General features: G+C 64.7%; 16 protein-coding genes. 2 read left to right on the forward strand and 14 right to left on the reverse strand.

Annotation, left to right across the window (positions count from 1 at the left end; all coding sequences use genetic code 11):
* From CR105_RS13255 to CR105_RS13275, 5 genes are all read right to left on the reverse strand, one after another.
* Complete coding sequence (locus tag CR105_RS13255) at positions 1–1,167, reverse strand: ABC transporter substrate-binding protein (RefSeq protein ID WP_099788939.1); 1,167 nt, start codon at positions 1,165–1,167, stop codon at positions 1–3.
* Positions 1,168–1,231: 64 nt separating this feature from the next.
* A complete protein-coding gene (locus CR105_RS13260) occupies positions 1,232–2,758 on the reverse strand; it encodes a class I adenylate-forming enzyme family protein (RefSeq protein ID WP_099788940.1) in 1,527 nt (508 codons plus the stop codon).
* A complete protein-coding gene (locus CR105_RS13265; RefSeq protein WP_099788941.1) occupies positions 2,759–3,913 on the reverse strand; it encodes an acyl-CoA dehydrogenase family protein in 1,155 nt (384 codons plus the stop codon). It lies immediately after the preceding gene.
* A gap of 12 nt (positions 3,914–3,925) precedes the next feature.
* Positions 3,926–4,726 (reverse strand): IclR family transcriptional regulator, encoded by an 801-nt coding sequence (locus CR105_RS13270; RefSeq protein WP_099788942.1) that lies wholly within the window; start codon positions 4,724–4,726, stop codon positions 3,926–3,928.
* A gap of 210 nt (positions 4,727–4,936) precedes the next feature.
* Entirely contained in the window at positions 4,937–5,827 is an 891-nt protein-coding gene (locus CR105_RS13275; protein ID WP_099788943.1) for a transposase, read from the reverse strand.
* Positions 5,828–6,188: 361 nt separating this feature from the next.
* Here CR105_RS13275 and CR105_RS13280 point away from each other — a divergent pair, with 361 nt between their 5' ends.
* Entirely contained in the window at positions 6,189–7,037 is an 849-nt protein-coding gene (locus CR105_RS13280) for a formate dehydrogenase accessory sulfurtransferase FdhD (protein WP_229413927.1), read from the forward strand.
* 58 nt (positions 7,038–7,095) lie between these two features.
* Entirely contained in the window at positions 7,096–7,770 is a 675-nt protein-coding gene (locus tag CR105_RS13285) for an NAD-dependent epimerase/dehydratase family protein (protein WP_099788944.1), read from the forward strand.
* Positions 7,771–7,782: 12 nt separating this feature from the next.
* On the opposite strand, the gene CR105_RS13290 is transcribed toward CR105_RS13285, so the two are convergent.
* From CR105_RS13290 to CR105_RS13330, 9 genes are all read right to left on the reverse strand, one after another.
* Positions 7,783–8,469 (reverse strand): type 1 glutamine amidotransferase domain-containing protein, encoded by a 687-nt coding sequence (locus CR105_RS13290; protein ID WP_099788945.1) that lies wholly within the window; start codon positions 8,467–8,469, stop codon positions 7,783–7,785.
* Between the two features lie 99 nt (positions 8,470–8,568).
* Positions 8,569–10,032 carry a ribonuclease G gene (rng, locus tag CR105_RS13295; protein ID WP_099788946.1) on the reverse strand — a complete coding sequence of 488 codons (1,464 nt, stop codon included), beginning with the start codon at positions 10,030–10,032 and terminating at the stop codon, positions 8,569–8,571.
* A gap of 82 nt (positions 10,033–10,114) precedes the next feature.
* Complete coding sequence (locus CR105_RS13300; protein ID WP_099788947.1) at positions 10,115–10,735, reverse strand: Maf family protein; 621 nt, start codon at positions 10,733–10,735, stop codon at positions 10,115–10,117.
* A gap of 20 nt (positions 10,736–10,755) precedes the next feature.
* Positions 10,756–11,226, reverse strand: coding sequence for a 23S rRNA (pseudouridine(1915)-N(3))-methyltransferase RlmH (rlmH, locus tag CR105_RS13305; protein WP_099788948.1), 471 nt, complete (start codon positions 11,224–11,226; stop codon positions 10,756–10,758).
* Positions 11,227–11,238: 12 nt separating this feature from the next.
* Positions 11,239–11,949 (reverse strand): ribosome silencing factor, encoded by a 711-nt coding sequence (gene rsfS, locus CR105_RS13310; RefSeq protein ID WP_099788949.1) that lies wholly within the window; start codon positions 11,947–11,949, stop codon positions 11,239–11,241.
* Complete coding sequence (locus CR105_RS13315) at positions 11,949–12,599, reverse strand: nicotinate-nucleotide adenylyltransferase (RefSeq protein ID WP_099788950.1); 651 nt, start codon at positions 12,597–12,599, stop codon at positions 11,949–11,951. Before CR105_RS13315 ends, rsfS begins: the two co-directional genes overlap by 1 nt.
* On the reverse strand, positions 12,596–13,507 hold the full coding sequence (hemF, locus tag CR105_RS13320) for an oxygen-dependent coproporphyrinogen oxidase (protein WP_099788951.1): 912 nt from the start codon (positions 13,505–13,507) through the stop codon (positions 12,596–12,598). Before hemF ends, CR105_RS13315 begins: the two co-directional genes overlap by 4 nt.
* Positions 13,508–13,691: 184 nt before the next feature.
* On the reverse strand, positions 13,692–14,960 hold the full coding sequence (purD, locus tag CR105_RS13325) for a phosphoribosylamine--glycine ligase (RefSeq protein WP_099788952.1): 1,269 nt from the start codon (positions 14,958–14,960) through the stop codon (positions 13,692–13,694).
* A complete protein-coding gene (locus CR105_RS13330) occupies positions 14,957–15,688 on the reverse strand; it encodes a YebC/PmpR family DNA-binding transcriptional regulator (RefSeq protein ID WP_099788953.1) in 732 nt (243 codons plus the stop codon). Before CR105_RS13330 ends, purD begins: the two co-directional genes overlap by 4 nt.
* Positions 15,689–15,695 lie beyond the last annotated feature (7 nt).

The following is a 15,695-nucleotide window of genomic DNA, read 5'->3' on the forward strand; positions in this document are numbered from 1 at the left end:
TTACCAAGGCAGGGCAGGGTAGGCCAGCTTGCCGGTGGCGCTTTCCTTCGGCCAGACGATGACGATCTTCTTGTCCTGGTGCTGTCCCATGCGGTGCACGAAGTTCGTGTTGTCGCCGTTGGCGCCGAACTGCACGCGGCCGATCAGCGTTTCGCGGTCGGTCTTGCGCATCTCGTCGGCGATGCCGCCTTTTTGTATCGTGCCCTTGTCGGCGGCGCGCGCGATCGCTTCGAACAGCAGCATCGACTGCACGTAGCCAAACTGGCCGAGGTAGTCCGGCTCCTTCTTGTAGATCGCCTTGTAGGTGTCGGCGAAGTTCTTGCCGTCGGCGGTCTTGAATTCGGCCGGGAACGGCAGCAGCGCGGTGCCGAACACGTTCGGCATCAGGTCGGGGAAGTCGGCGGCCATCTTCGGCGTTGCGAGCGACCACACGCCGACCATCGCCTTGACGGCCGGTTTGAGCACGCGCGCGGCGCGCAGGATGCCGACGTAGTCGTTTTCATAGCCGACCATCGCGATCACTTCGGACTTGTCCTGCAGCTTGACCTTGTTGATGATCGGCTTGAAGTCGGTGATGGCCGGATCGAACGAGTGCATTACCACGGCGATGCCCTTGGCCTTGAGCGAGGCTTCGACATCCTTGGCCAGGCCCGAGGTGGCGTCCTTGGTCGAGTAGACGATCGAGACCGATTTGGCGCCGACGTCGTGCAGCATGCCGATCATCGCCTTTTCGTAGCCGGCCGAGTTATTGATGCGGAAAAAATTCTTGCGCCCGGCGTTGACCAGGCTGTCGTCGACGCCGCCCGAGGTGATGTACACCAGGCCGAGCTTGTTGGCCGCGTCCGAGGCCGGCGAGATGTTGTTGCTGCCGTAGCCGCCGGTGATGGCGACGACGCCTTCGCTGGCAAGCTTCTCGACGGCGGCGATGGCCTTGGCCGGTGCCGATTCGTCGTCGATGGTGACGATCTTGATCTTGTGCTTGCCGTTGGTCTTGTTGAACACTTCGGCGGCGACCATGATCCCTTCCTGCATGCCGGCGCCAACGCGCGCCAGGCTGCCGGTCAGCGGCAGTTCCGCGCCCACCTTGAATTCTTCCGCGCTGGCCGCGCTCATGAATGCAGCCGAAACCAGGGCTGCCAACCCGATACGTTTAAAAGTCGTCTTCATCTACTTGTCTCCTCCGGTGATAAATCCCCGGGCCGCGGTGGCGGCGCCGGCGCTTTTTGTCCGCTTATGCTTTTGTTGCGGACATGTCCTGTGCCAGTGCTTTCAACTGGCCCTTCAAAATTTTTCCGGTCGCCGCGGCCGGCAGAGCCGCCATGATGACGATCTGGCTCGGGCACTTGTAGGCCGAGAGCCGCTCGGCCAGATAGTCGCGCAGTTCCTGTTCGCCTGGTGGCTGCTGGGGATTTGCCTCGACGAACGCCACCACCTCCTCGTTGCCAGCGGCGACAGTGCGCCCGACCACCGCCGACTGCGCGACGCCAGGGTGGGCGTTCAGCACTGTCTCCACTTCCAGCGGGTAGACGTTAAAGCCGGAGCGGATGATCAGCTCCTTGGTGCGGCCGACAATGAACAGCGCGCCATCAAGGTCCTGGCGCGCCATGTCGCCGGTATTGAGCCAGCCGCCGTCGCGCATGGCCGCCGCGGTCAGCGCCGGTTCAAGGTAGTAGCCCTTCATGACATTCGGTCCGCGCACCCACAGTTCGCCCGCCACGCCGGCCGCCACGTCGGCGCCGGCTTCGTCGACGATGCGCACGTCGACACCGGGGATGGTGCTGCCGACCGAGGTGTCGGTGCGCGGCGCGTCGAGGCGCGTCTGGCTGATGGTGGGCGAACTTTCGGTCATGCCGTAGCCGTTGTGCAGCGGCAGGCCGAAGACGTGCTCGACCTGGCGCTTCAGGCTTGGGTCGAGCGGCGAGCCGCCGGCGTAGATGAAGCGCAGCGATGACGCCAGCGGCGCGGCGTTCAGTTCGAGCAGGCGCGCGTACATGGCCGGCACGCCCTGCAGGATGGTGAGCCGGTCGTCCGTGATCGCGCGCAGCATGGCGGCCGCAGAAAAGCGCGGCGCCAGGTACAGGCATGCGCCGGCGTACAGGGTGCCGAGCATCACCGACGCCAGGCCGTACACGTGCGAGATCGGCAGCACGCCGCAGGCGCGGTCTTGCGTCGTCAGGCCGCGCAAGGTGCTCGATACGGCGGCGATGAACAGCAGGTTGCGGTGCGTGAGCATCACCGCTTTTGGATGGCCGGTAGTGCCGGTGGTGTAGATCAGCGCGGCGACCTGCTGGTTGCCTGGGTCGACCGGCTCCGGCGTACACGCTTCGTTGAGCGGGCCGGTCATCAGCGCGCCATGCGTTGTCGCGTTGTCGCCGGCGGCATGCTGGCGCGCTTCGGCCGATGCAGCCACGGTGTAGAGCACGCGGCGCGCGCCGCTGTGCGCGCGGATGGTGGCAATTTCGGCGGCGGACAGGCGCGCGTTGACATTGACGATCCAGGCATCGAGTTCGGCGGCGGCGAAGATTAATGCCACCTGCGCCATGCAGTTTTCGCCGACCACCATCACGCGGTCGCCGGCGCGCACGCCGAGCTGGCGCAGCAGGGCGGCGTGCGCGTCGACCTCTAGGGCCAGCTGCGCGTAGGTCCAGATGCGGCCGTCCTCGTGCAACCCCGGCGCATCGGGTGAACTTGCCGCGCGCTGGCGCGCAATCGCGCTGATGCGCGACGGCAGGGCGGCGAGCAGCGCGGTGGTATCCATTTACTTCTGCGCCGCCTTGATCATGTTACGGGCGATGACGATCTGCTGGATCTGCGAGGTGCCCTCGTAGATGCGGAACAGGCGCACGTCGCGGTAGAAGCGTTCGGCCGCGTATTCGGCAATGTAGCCGGCGCCGCCGTGGATCTGCACCGAACGGTCGGCCACGCGGCCGCACATCTCGGAGGCGAACAGCTTGCAGCACGACGCTTCGGTCGAGACGTCGTTGCCGTTGTCGCGCATGCGGGCGGCGTCGAGCACCATGCTGCGCGCGGCGTAGATCTCGGCCTTGCTGTCGGCCAGCATCGCCTGGATCAGCTGGAATTCGGCGATCGGCTGGCCGAACTGCTGGCGCTCCATCGCGTAGCGCAGCGCGTCGTCCAGCATGCGTTCGGCGGCGCCGACGCACACCGCGGCGATGTGCAGGCGGCCCTTGTCGAGCACTTTCATGGCCGTCTTGAAGCCGACGCCTTCCTTGCCGCCGATGACGTTCGCCGCCGGCACGCGGCAGTTTTCGAACACCACGTCGCAGGTGTGGGCGCCGCGCTGGCCCATCTTCTTGTCGATCTTGCCGAGCGAGAGGCCGGGTGTATCCTTCTCGACGATGAAGGCGGAGATGGCGCCGGCGCCGCGCTTGACCGGATCGGTGCGCGCCATCACGGTGAAGATGCTGGCCTCGGGCGCATTGGTGATGTAGCGCTTGGTGCCGTTGAGGATGTAGAAATCGCCGTCGCGCACGGCGCTGGTGCGCAGCGACGCCGCGTCCGAGCCCGAACCCGGTTCGGTCAGCGCGAAGGCGCCGATGATGTCGCCGGCGGCCAGCTTCGGCAGGTAGTACTCTTTCTGTTCCGCGGTGCCGTCGATGACGATGCCTTGCGAGCCGATGCCGTTGTTGGTGCCGATCAGCGAGCGAAAGGCCGGCGACGTGTGGGCGATCTCGAACGCAACCCGCACTTCCTCTTCCATCGTCAGCTGCAGGCCGCCGTACTGCTCCGGGATCGACAGGCCGAACAAACCCAGCTCGCGCATCTGCGCGACGATGGCGGGCGGTATCTCGTCGGTCTCGGCGACCAGCTGCTCGTTCGGCACCAGCACTTCGCGCACGAAGCGGGAAATGCTGTCGAGGAGGATGTTGAGGGTTTCTTCGTCACGGATCATGTGTCGTTCGCGCTAGCCGCGTCCAAGGTTGGTTTCAATGTTTTTGACCAGCTGCACCAGGCGGGGACCGAGGTCGCCGACCAGCTTTTCACGCGACAGCAAGTAGGCCGGGCCGCCGCAGTTAAACGCCATCAGCTGCTCGCCGTCGGCGCCGAAGGTCGGCACGCCGACCGCGTGCACGTCGTTCTGCCACTCGCCGGCGGCGATGCAAAAGCCGAGGTCCTGATAATCCTTGAAGCCCTGCTCGATGCCGGCCTTGATCGCCGGCCAGCGCTCGCCTTCGTGCTGGCGCACATGGTCGAGCAGGTAGTCGCGCTCGGCCTGCGGCAGCACGCACAGCAGCGCCTTGCCCATCGCCGTGGTGCCGATCGGGATGCGCGAGCCGACGTCGAGCCGCAAGGTGACGTTGGCGCTGCTGCGGCACGTTTCGATGTAGACCATGCTGAGGCGGTCGCGCGTGCCGAGCGACACCGACGCCTGCGCGTATTCGGCCAGCTCCTGCATCGGCGCGCGCGCCATCTTGCGCACGTCGTAGTTCGACAGCATGCGGTAGCCAAGCGCCAGCACGCCGGCGCCGAGCTGGTATTTGCCCTGCTGTTCGGAGTAGGCCAGGTAGCCCAGCTTGGTCAGGGTATAGGTCAGGCGCGAGATGGTCGGCTTCGGGATGGCGGTGCGGCGAGCCAGTTCGGCGTTGGCGAGGAACTGCTCGCCGGGGCGAAAGCAGCGCAGCACTTCGAGGCCGCGGGCGAGCGCGTTGACGAACTGCCGGTCCTTGCTGTCGTCGTCGCCAAACACTTCGATTTCCGCGTCCATCGCCTGCCCATGCTCATATAATCGGTTCAGTTTGCCGCGCAGCGGCCCGCGTGTCAACTGTTTTTCGAAACGGCAGTTTGCACAGCGAAACACTGGTGTCAGGTCTGACAATCGGACATTTCCCTGTCAGCAGGCGTGAGAATGGCGCGTTGGGCAGCCTGCTAGCACCGCACCACGCGACTGACTGTCTTGTACAGCGACACACTGGTGTCAGGTCTGACGATCGTACATTTTGCTGGTTGAAGGCCGGAGAATGGCGCTTTGTGCGATCTCGTAGCTGCGCACAGCGCGACTTACTGTCTTGTAGTGCACCGAGAAATGCGCAGCAATCTCTGCCATTGTGAAGCGGCCGTGAATATACGCGCGCGCCATCGCCACCTGGCGGTTGGCCTTGCCGACGTCATACTCGTGAAGTTCGGGCAAGAGCAACATTTTTTGGGAGCGCGAGATTTCCGCACCCGACGGCACGTTTTTTGCAGCGCTGATTTGCTTCAAAAACTTGTCGTCACCCAGAAACAGCTGGTTGCGAAGGTTGGTCATTGGAGTTTTGACGCCGCGCCCGGCGGCGACGAACGCGCGGTACGAGTGGACTGCAACGTCGCGCTCGACCCCAAACTGGCTCAGGAGCCAGTCAGTTTCGAGCCATGCGGGTGGCGGCACATCGCTGCACGTCATACTGTAGCTGCTCCAGGCCCACGCCTCTGGCCCGCTGACCATTCCTGCGCGAACTGGATTGAGCACGACATAGCGGCTCAATGCCAGGAGATAGCTTTGCCGCTGCACCAGGATTGCGTGATAGCGTCCCTGAAACAGGTGTCCGACTGTCGCGTTCCGGAAGTTGAATCGTCTTGTATATTCGCCGTTCAGCTGCCGCATCCCGCGCGTCAGCGTTGCGGCGACAGTCTCGGCGATCATATGGTAGTGATTGCCCATCTGGCAGAACGCGTGGATCCTCCAATGGAATCTGCCGCAGACGGAAGCGAGGATCTGCTGCCATGCGTAGCGGTCGCCATCATTCAAAAAGATTGGCTCCCGGCGGTCGCCTCGCGACGTAATGTGATAGATGGCGCCGGCAAATTCAATACGAAGTGGTCTGCCCATAATTGATACGCGGTTAGTTGTGGCACCATTCGACCCCACGGCTACCGATCAGTTCAAAATCTCATCGTGGCGATCTGTCCGGGGTCGTGTCCGCTATCAGGCCACACCCCGGATTCTGCCGAGCGCGTCCGAGGTGTCTCAGTGCAAGGGCCGGATGTTGCTACGGCAAACGATGGTGTCAGGTCTGACATTCGGACATTTCTAGGGAAAACGGCAAACGATGGTGTCAGGTCTGACATTCGGACATTTCTAGGAGAAAATGTCCGAATGTCAGACCTGACACCAGAACTTGAGGTGCTCTGCGAAATGGGCGAAGGTTGCGGACCCGTACGCGCTGGATCGGTATGGCACAATGCCGATCATGATGCCTATTTCCCCACTTCGCCCGCAGCTTTCCGAGGCAAGCGCCCCCCTGACGCACGACGTCGAAGTCATCGACGAACGCGGACGCCGCTCGGTCATTGCCATCCCGGCCGAGCGGCCGTTGACGGTGTACGTCGACAAGCGCGAGCTGGTCACCCTGATGACGCTCGGCGGCGCGCCCGAGGCCCTGATCCTGGGCTACCTGCGCAACCAGCGGCTGGTCAAGTCGATCGCCGAGATCGAATCGGTGCAGGTCGACTGGTCGGTCGATTCGGTGGCGGTAGTGACCCGCAACGGCATCGCCGATGTCGAGGAGCGCACCTCGAAGAAGGTCGTCACCACCGGCTGCGGCCAGGGCTCGGTGTTCGGCGGCCTGATGGACGAGATCGACCAGATCGCGCTGCCGCCAGAGGCGCGCCTGCGCCAGTCGGTGGTCTACAAGATCGTCGACATCATCCGCACGCAACATTCAATCTACAAGCAGGCCGGCTCGGTGCACGGCTGCGCGCTGTTTACCAGCCAGGGCGAGCTGCTGTACTTCTTTGAGGACGTCGGCCGCCACAACGCCGTCGATGCGATTGCCGGCCGCATGTGGCTCGACGACGTCGCCGGCGGCGACAAGGTGTTCTATACCACCGGGCGCCTGACGTCGGAGATGGTGATGAAGGGCGCGCAGATGGGCATCCCGTTCCTGCTGTCGCGCTCGGGCACCACGCAGATGGGGCACATGGTGGCCGAACGGGTCGGCATGTCGCTGCTGTCGCGCTGCTCCGGCAAGCACTTCCTGCTGCTCACTGGCCATGAGCGGCTCGAGTTCGAGCCGCAGCTGCTGGCCGCCGCCGGGTAGCGTACCGGCGGCGCGCGCGGTAAGATGGGCGATTCTGGACATCACCGCAAGGACACTCGTGAACGTACTTATCTTTGGCGCCACCGGCATGGTGGGGCAGGGCGCGCTGCGCGAAAGCCTGGCCGCCGCCGATGTGGAGAAGGTGCTGACGGTCGGGCGCACGCCGACCGGCCTGCAGCACGCCAAGCTGCAGGAGCTGGTGCACGCCGAGATGTGGGACTACAGTGGCGTAGAAGCTGAGCTGACCGGCTACGACGCCTGCTTCTTCTGCATCGGCGTCACCTCGTCGGGCATGACCGAGCAGGCCTACACCCACCTGACGTACGACCTGACGCTGGCGGTGGCAACCACGCTGGCGCGGCTCAATCCGCAGATGGTGTTCGTGTACGTGTCGGGCGTGGGCGCCGACAGCAGCGAGACGAGCCGCGTGATGTGGCAGCGGGTGCGCGGCAAGACCGAGAACGCGCTGCTCAAGCTGCCCTTCCGGGGCGTGTACATCTTCCGGCCCGGGATGATCGAGCCGGTCGGCGTGAAGTCGAAGACGACCGCCTACCGCTGGTTCTATAACCTGGCCAAGCCGATCATGCCGCTGATGCGCAAAATGCTGCCGGAGCAGATCCTCAGCACGCCGCAGGTCGGCCAGGCGATGCTGGCGTTGGTGCGCAACGGCGCACAGAAGCGCGTGCTCGAGAGCCCCGACATCTACGCGCTGAGCCGCCGCGCGGCAAAGTAGGCGCGCGCCGGTTTACCGCTTCGCCGTCAGGTACTGCAGCGCCGCTTCGGCCGCCGGCGCCGACGATGCCGGATTCTGTCCGGTGATCAGGTTGCCGTCGGTGACGACGTACGGCGCCCAGTCGTCGCCCTTGCTGTAGGCGCCGCCATGCGCCTTGAGCATATCCTCGACCAGGAAAGGCACCACCTTCGTCAGCTGAACCGCTTCTTCCTCGGTGTTGGTAAAGCCGGTAACTTGCTTGCCGTTGACCAGCGGCGAACCGTCTGCCGCGCGCGCGTTCTTGAAGACGCCCGGCGCGTGGCACACCGCCGTCACCAGTTTTCCGGCCGCGTGCATCGATTCGATCAGTGCGATCGAGTCCTTGTCCTCGGCCAGGTCCCATAGAGGACCATGCCCGCCCGGGTAAAACACCGTGTCGAAATCCTTGCCGGCCACGGTGCTGAGCGCAACCGTATTGGCCAGCGCCTGCTGCGCTGCCGGGTCGTCCTTGAAGCGGCGGGTGGCGTCGGTCTGCGAATCGGGCTCGTCGCTTTTCGGATCGAGCGGCGGCTGGCCGCCTTTGGGCGAAGCCAGCGTGACGGTGGCGCCCGCATCCTTGAAGATGTAATAGGGCGCGGCGAATTCTTCCAGCCAGAAGCCGGTCTTGTTGCCGGTGTTGCCGAGGCGGTCGTGCGAGGTCAGTACCATCAGGATGTTCATTTTCTTCTCCAGGTGAATGCACGCAGCTTACGCCGATCGGGGCGAAACCTGCGCCGCGCTGGAATACCGCGGCGCCAACGAAGGCAGCCGCGCGCATGCCTACATCAAGATGACGTCGTACTGCTCCTGGTGATAGGCGCTCTCTACCTGCAGCGAAATGCGCTTGCCGATGAAGTCGCCCAGCATGGCCAGGTGCTGCGATTCTTCTTCGAGGAACAGGTCGACCACTTCCTGCGACGCCAGGATGCGGAACTCGCGCGGATTGAACTGCTTCGCCTCGCGCAGCAGTTCGCGCAGGATCTCGTAGCAGATCGTTCGGCTGGTCTTGACCTGGCCCTTGCCGGCGCAGGCCGGACATGGCTCGCACAGGATGTGGGCCAGCGATTCGCGGGTGCGCTTCCTCGTCATCTCCACCAGGCCGAGCGCCGAGAAACTGCTGACCGACACCTTGGTGCGGTCGCGCGACAAGGTCTTCTTCAACTCCTGCAGCACCGCATTGCGATGCTCGGCGTTGTCCATGTCGATGAAGTCGAGGATGATGATGCCGCCCAGGTTGCGCAGCCGCAGCTGGCGCGCGATCGCATGCGCCGCTTCCAGGTTGGTCTTGAAGATGGTGTCGGCAAAATTGCGCCCGCCGACGAAGCCGCCGGTGTTGACGTCGATGGTCGTCATCGCCTCGGTCTGGTCGACGATCAGGTAGCCGCCGGACTTGAGGTCGACGCGCCGGCCGAGCGCGCGCAGGATCTCTTCTTCGACGCCGTACAAATCAAACAGCGGGCGCTCGCCGGTGTAGTGCTGCAGCCGCGGCAGCTCGGTCGGCGTGTAGGCCTGGGCGAATTCGACCAGCTTGACGTAGTTCTCGCGCGAGTCGACCTGGATGCTAGCCGTCTCGTCGTGCACGAAGTCGCGCAGCACGCGCTGCGCCAGGTTCAGGTCCTGGTACAGCAGGCTGGTGGCGGGGCGGTTGCGGGCGCCGTGGACGATCGCCGCCCACGTCTTGCGCAGGTAGTCGACGTCGGCCGCCAGGTCGGTGTCGGACGCTTCCTCGGCCATCGTGCGCACGATGTAGCCGCCTTTTTCGTCGGCCGGCAGCAGGCTTTGCAGCCGGCTGCGCAGCAGGTCGCGGTCCGATTCCTTTTCGATTTTCTGCGAGATGCCGATATGGCTGTCCTGCGGCAGGTACACCAGCATGCGCCCGGCGATCGAGATCTGCGTCGACAGGCGCGCGCCCTTGGTGCCGATCGGGTCCTTGATGACCTGCACCGTCAGCACCTGGCCGTCGAACAGGATTTTTTCGATCGCGGTCGGCGCCACCGCCGGGCCGTCGTGGGTGCGCGCTTCCCAGATGTCGGCCACGTGCAGGAAGGCGGCGCGCTCGAGGCCAATGTCGATGAAGGCGGACTGCATCCCCGGCAGCACGCGCACCACTTTGCCGAGGTAGACGTTGCCGGCCAGGCCGCGCGTGAGGGTGCGTTCGATGTGCAGTTCCTGCACGGCGCCTTGCAGGATCAGCGCGACCCGCGTCTCCTGCGGTGTGATGTTGATGAGGATGTCTTCGTTCATAGCTGCGATGATACACGCGCAGGCCCGCGGCGTGGGGCTGAACAGGACAGCATGCGGGCTATGCGGCCCGCATGAAGCCGCACTACGCGAGCGGCACGCCGGCCTGGCGCAGCAGGCGCGCCGTTTCGTACAGCGGCAGGCCCATGATGCCGGAGTGGCTGCCTTCGATATGCTCGATGAACAGCGCGGCGATGCCCTGGATGCCGTAGCCGCCGGCCTTGTCGTACGGTTCGGCGCTGGTGCAGTAGGCCTTGATGGTGGCCGCGCTGAGGGTGGCGAAGCGCACGTCGGACACCTGCGTGATCTGCTCGGCCATGTTGGTGTGGTGGACCGCGACGGAAGTGAGGACCTGGTGGGTGCGGCCGGACAGGCGCTCTAGCATGCGCGCCGCTTCGTCCGGATTGGCTGGCTTGCCGAGGATCCCGCCGTCGATGGTGACGGTGGTGTCGGCCGCCAGCACCGGGCGCGCCGGCATGCGGCGCCACAGCACGATGTTCCAGGCGAAGGCGGCTTTTTCGTTGGCGACGCGGGCGACGTAGTCGGCCGGCGCTTCGCCCGGATTGACCGATTCGGACACGTCCGGGCCGCGCGCGCTTTCGTTGCGAAGCATGAGTAATTCGAATTCGACGCCGATCTGGCGCAATAATTCTCGACGGCGGGGGCTCTTGGAGGCCAGGTAGATTTTTCGGTCGATCGGTTTCATCAGCGGCGTTATCGGATTGGTCAGACGCGGTGATAGGGGTGGTTCTGCGTGATCGACCACGCCCTATACAACTGCTCCGCCAGCATAACACGCACCATGCCGTGCGGGAGGGTCATGCTGGAGATCCTGATGAGGCCTTCGGCCTTCGCTTTCAGTTCAGGATCGAGGCCGTCGGCGCCGCCGATCAGGAAGGCGGTGTCGCGGCCTTCCTGCTGCCAGGCCATCAGCTGCTGCGACAGGCCGACGCTGGTAAGATCCTTGCCGCGTTCATCGAGGGCGATGATGCGCACGTTCTTCGGCAGCACCGCTTCGATGCGGTCGCGCTCGAGCGCCATCGCGGTGGCGGCGGTCTTGCTGCCGGAACGCTCGACCGGCTTGACTTCCTTGAGCACGATGCGCAGCTCGGGCGGCATGCGCTTCGTGTATTCGGTGAAGCCGGTCTCGATCCAGGCCGGCATCTTGTGGCCGACCGCAGCGATGATGAGCTGCATGCGACGCGGCCCTTACTCGGCGGCGGCTTTTTTGGCGACGCGCTTGATGACCTTCTTTTCCGGCACCGCGTCGGCGGCCGGCTTGGCCACCTTGACGGCGGCGACGCGCTTGGCTGGCTGCGCCTTGAGCGCCTTGACGGCTGCCACTTCGGTCTTGGTCGGCGCGATCTTGACGACCTTGCCGACCGCCTTGGTGGCCTTTTTCGCCGCCGGCTTCTTGGCCGCGGTGGTGGCGGTCTTGGCGGCCGCTTTCTTGGCCGCTGGCTTGCGCTCGTTGACCGGCTTGACTTCCGGCGCTGCCTGGGTCGACGCCAGGTGCTTCGAGCGTGGCTTGGCGGCCGCTTCCTTGACGTCTGCCGCTTCGGTGGTGCCCTTGCGCTTGGCGGCGCCGAGCTTGACCGGCTTGTCGCCCCAGATTTCTTCGAGGCGGTAGTACTGGCGAATCGCCGGCTGCATGATGTGGACGATCATGTCGCCGAGGTCGACCAGCACCCATTCGCCGGTGTCTTCGCCTTCGATGCCGATGACGTCGCCGCCGGCGTCCTTGACCTTGTCGCGGACCGAGGCGGCCAGCGCCTTGGTCTGGCGGTTCGAGGTGCCCGAGACGACCGCGATACGGTCGAACAGGCTGGTGAGGTGGACCGTGTCGAACACGGTGATGTCCTGGCCCTTGACGTCCTCGAGTGCGTCAATGACGAGGGTTTGCAGTTTTTTGATATCCATTAGATTTTGTATAAATTATGTTGTTGAATGTAGTCTAGCACTACCTCGGGGATAAGCGAGTTTGCCTGTTCCCCCCGTTGTAATGCAGCACGAATCTGGGTGGCTGAGATGTCCACGGCCAGCGTCTCGGCCAGGAATATCCTGCCGGACGGTGTAGTACGAAGCTGTTCCAGGCTCCCCTGGCGTGTTTCAATTTCTCGTGCCACGGCGCTCGGCAAAGCCGCTGCGTCGAGCGCATATCCGGGCCGCGCGGCGACGCCGATGTGGGCGTAGTCGAACAGCGATTTCCAGTCGCGCCAGCTGTCCAACTGCTGCAGCTGGTCGGCGCCAATGAGGAACACGATCGACGCGTCGGGTCCGAGTTCGGCGCGCACCTCGCGCAGCGTGTCGACGGTGTAGGTCGGCGCGCCGCGCGCGATTTCGCGGCGGTCGATGGTGACAGTGACCGCCGCTGCGCGAAACGCCAGTTCGATCATCGCCACGCGCTCGTCGGCGCTGGCGTTGAGCGCGTTCTTCTGCCATGGGTTACCGGCGGGGACGATGCGCAGCTGGTCGGGCCGGAGCAGTTGTGCGAACAGTGCGGCCAGCGCCACATGAGCATGATGGACCGGGTCGAAACTGCCTCCCAGCAGTGCGACGCATGTCGTCACGTCTGGAGCCAGTCTTTATGGACCAGGAAGTCGGTGGCCAGCGCCGCTTCCGGCGTGCCCGGTTCCGGATGCCAGTCGTAGCGCCATTTGACGATCGGCGGCATCGACATCAGGATCGCCTCGGTGCGTCCGCCCGACTGCAGGCCGAACAGCGTGCCGCGGTCCCACACCAGGTTGAACTCGACGTAGCGCCCGCGCCGGTACGCCTGGAAGTCGCGTTCGCGCTCGCCGTACGGCATGCCGATGCGGCGCTCGAGGATCGGCAGGTAGGCCGCCAGGAAGCTGTCGCCGACGCTTTGCGTCAACGCAAAGGCGTCGTCGAACGGCACTTCGTTGAAGTCGTCGAAGAAGATGCCGCCGACGCCGCGCGGCTCCTGGCGGTGCTTCAGGTAGAAGTACTTGTCGCACCAGGCCTTGAACAGCGGGTGCAGCGTGTCGCCGTAAGGGGCGAGCGCGTCGTGGCACGACTGGTGGAAGTGGCGCGCGTCGTCGGCGAAGCCGTAGTAGGGCGTCAGGTCCATGCCGCCGCCGAACCACCAGACCGGGTCCTGGCCAACGGCGGTCGCTTCGAAAAAGCGCACGTTCATGTGGACGGTGGGGGCGTACGGGTTGCGCGGATGGAGCACCAGCGAGACGCCCATCGCTTCCCACGCGCGGCCGGCCAGTTCGGGCCGCGCGGCCGCTGCCGACGGCGGCAGGCTGGCGCCGGTGACGTGCGAAAAATTGACGCCGCCGCGTTCGAACACGTTGCCTTCCTCGACCAGGCGCGAGATGCCGCCGCCGCCTTCGGGCCGCTGCCACGCGTCGCGCGCGAACGGCTTGCCGTCGACCGCTTCGAGGGCCGTGACGATTCGTTCTTGCAGCTCGAGCAGCCAGGCCTTGACGGCGTGAGGGGTGGGCGATGACATCAGGAGAGGTTCGGGGAATAAAAAAGTGAGGACGAATTGTACACTGGGCGGGGGTTTTATGATATAGCGCTGGGGTCAGGTCTGACATTCGGACATTTCAAAGACGAAATGTCCGAATGTCAGACCTGACCCCAGCTTTGATCGTTCAATGTCCGAATGTCAGACCTGACCCCAGTTTTGATGTCTAGTGCTTCAGGCCGCGCCAGCCGATGTCGCGGCGGAACTGGGCGCCGGCGAAGCGGATCTGGTCGACCGTTTCGTAGGCCCGCTTCTGCGCCATCTTGACGCTGTCGCCCAGGCCGACCACGCACAGCACGCGCCCGCCGTTGGTGCGCAAGGCGCCGTCCGCTATCGTGGTGCCGGCATGGAAGGTGACGCATTCGGCCGTCTCGGCCGGGATGCCTTCGATGACGTCGCCCTTGCGCGGATCGTCCGGATAGCCGGCCGCCGCCATCACCACGCCAACCGCGGTGCGGCGGTCCCACTCCAGTTCCACCGTGTCGAGCGTGCCGTTGACGGCGTGCTCCATCACGCCTACCAGGTCGCTCTTGAGGCGCGCCATGATCGGCTGCGTTTCAGGGTCGCCCATGCGGCAGTTGAATTCGAGCGTCTTCGGATTGCCCTGGGCGTCGATCATCAGGCCGGCGTACAGGAAGCCAGTGAAGGTGATGCCGTCCTTGGCCATGCCGGTAATGGTCGGGTTGATCACCTCGCGCATCACGCGCGCGTGCATCGCCGGGGTGACGATCGGGGCCGGCGAATAGGCGCCCATGCCGCCCGTGTTCGGACCTTCGTCGTGGTCCTTCAGGCGCTTGTGGTCCTGGCTGGTAGCCAGCGGCAGCACGTTCTTCCCGTCGCACATGACGATGAAGCTCGCTTCTTCGCCAGCCAGGAACTCCTCGACGACGACGCGCGCGCCGGCGTCGCCGAAGCGGTTATCGAGCAGCATCAGGTCGACGGCGTCGTGCGCTTCGGCCAGCGTCATCGCCACCACCACGCCTTTGCCGGCAGCCAGGCCGTCGGCCTTGACGACGATCGGCGCGCCTTGTTCGTCGATGTAGGCGTGCGCGTCGCACGCTTCGGAGAAGGTGCGGTAGGCGGCGGTCGGGATGCCGTGGCGCTGCATGAACGACTTGGCGAAATCCTTCGAGCTTTCCAGCTGCGCCGCTTCCTTGGTGGGGCCGAAGATCTTCAGGCCGCGCGCGCGAAACAGGTTGACGATGCCGGCCGCCAGCGGCGTCTCGGGACCGACCACCGTCAGCGCGATGTTTTCACTTTGGACGAAATCGGCCAGCTGCGCCGGATCGCTGATGTCGACGTTGACGAGCCGGCCGTCGCGCGCGGTGCCGCCATTGCCAGGGGCGACGTACACCACTTGTATGCGCTCGGATTGGGCGAGTTTCCAGGCCAGTGCGTGTTCGCGGCCACCAGAGCCGACTACCAGGATTTTCATGCTTGTTCTTCGATCAGGGCGTTGGTATAGACTTCCTGGACGTCGTCGAGGTTTTCGAGCGCGTCGAGGATCTTCTGCATCTTGATGGCGTCTTCGCCCGTCATGACGGTTTCGGCATCGGGCTTCATGATGATCTCGGCCACTTCGGCCTTGAAGCCGGCCTTTTCCAGCGCCTCTTTCACGGCCGGGAAGGCGAACGGATCGCACAGCACTTCGAAGCCGCCTTCTTCATCTTGCACCACGTCGTCGGCGCCGGCTTCGAGCGCCGCTTCCATCAGCTTGTCTTCGTCGACGCCGGGGGCGAACAGCAACTGGCCCAGATGCTTGAACATGAACGCGACCGAGCCTTCGTTGCCCATGTTGCCGCCGTGCTTGTTGAAGGCGTGGCGCACTTCGGCCACGGTGCGCACGCGGTTGTCGGTCATGCAGTCGACGATGATGGCGGCGCCGCCGATGCCGTAGCCTTCGTAGCGCACTTCTTCATAGTTGACGCCTTCGAGGCCGCCGGAGCCGCGCAGGATCGCACGCGTCACGTTTTCCTTCGGCATGTTGGCGTCGGCCGCCTTGTCGACCGCCAGGCGCAGGCGCGGGTTGGTCGCGATGTCGGGACCGCCCATGCGGGCGCCGACCGTGATTTCCTTGATCAGGCGGGTCCAGACTTTGCCGCGCTTGGCATCGGTAGCGGCCTTTTTATGCTTGATGTTGGCCCATTTGCTGTGTCCAGCCATGTCGAAT

The sequence above is a fragment of the Massilia eurypsychrophila genome (assembly GCF_002760655.1).
In the GTDB taxonomy this organism is placed as follows: domain Bacteria; phylum Pseudomonadota; class Gammaproteobacteria; order Burkholderiales; family Burkholderiaceae_D; genus JAFCUW01.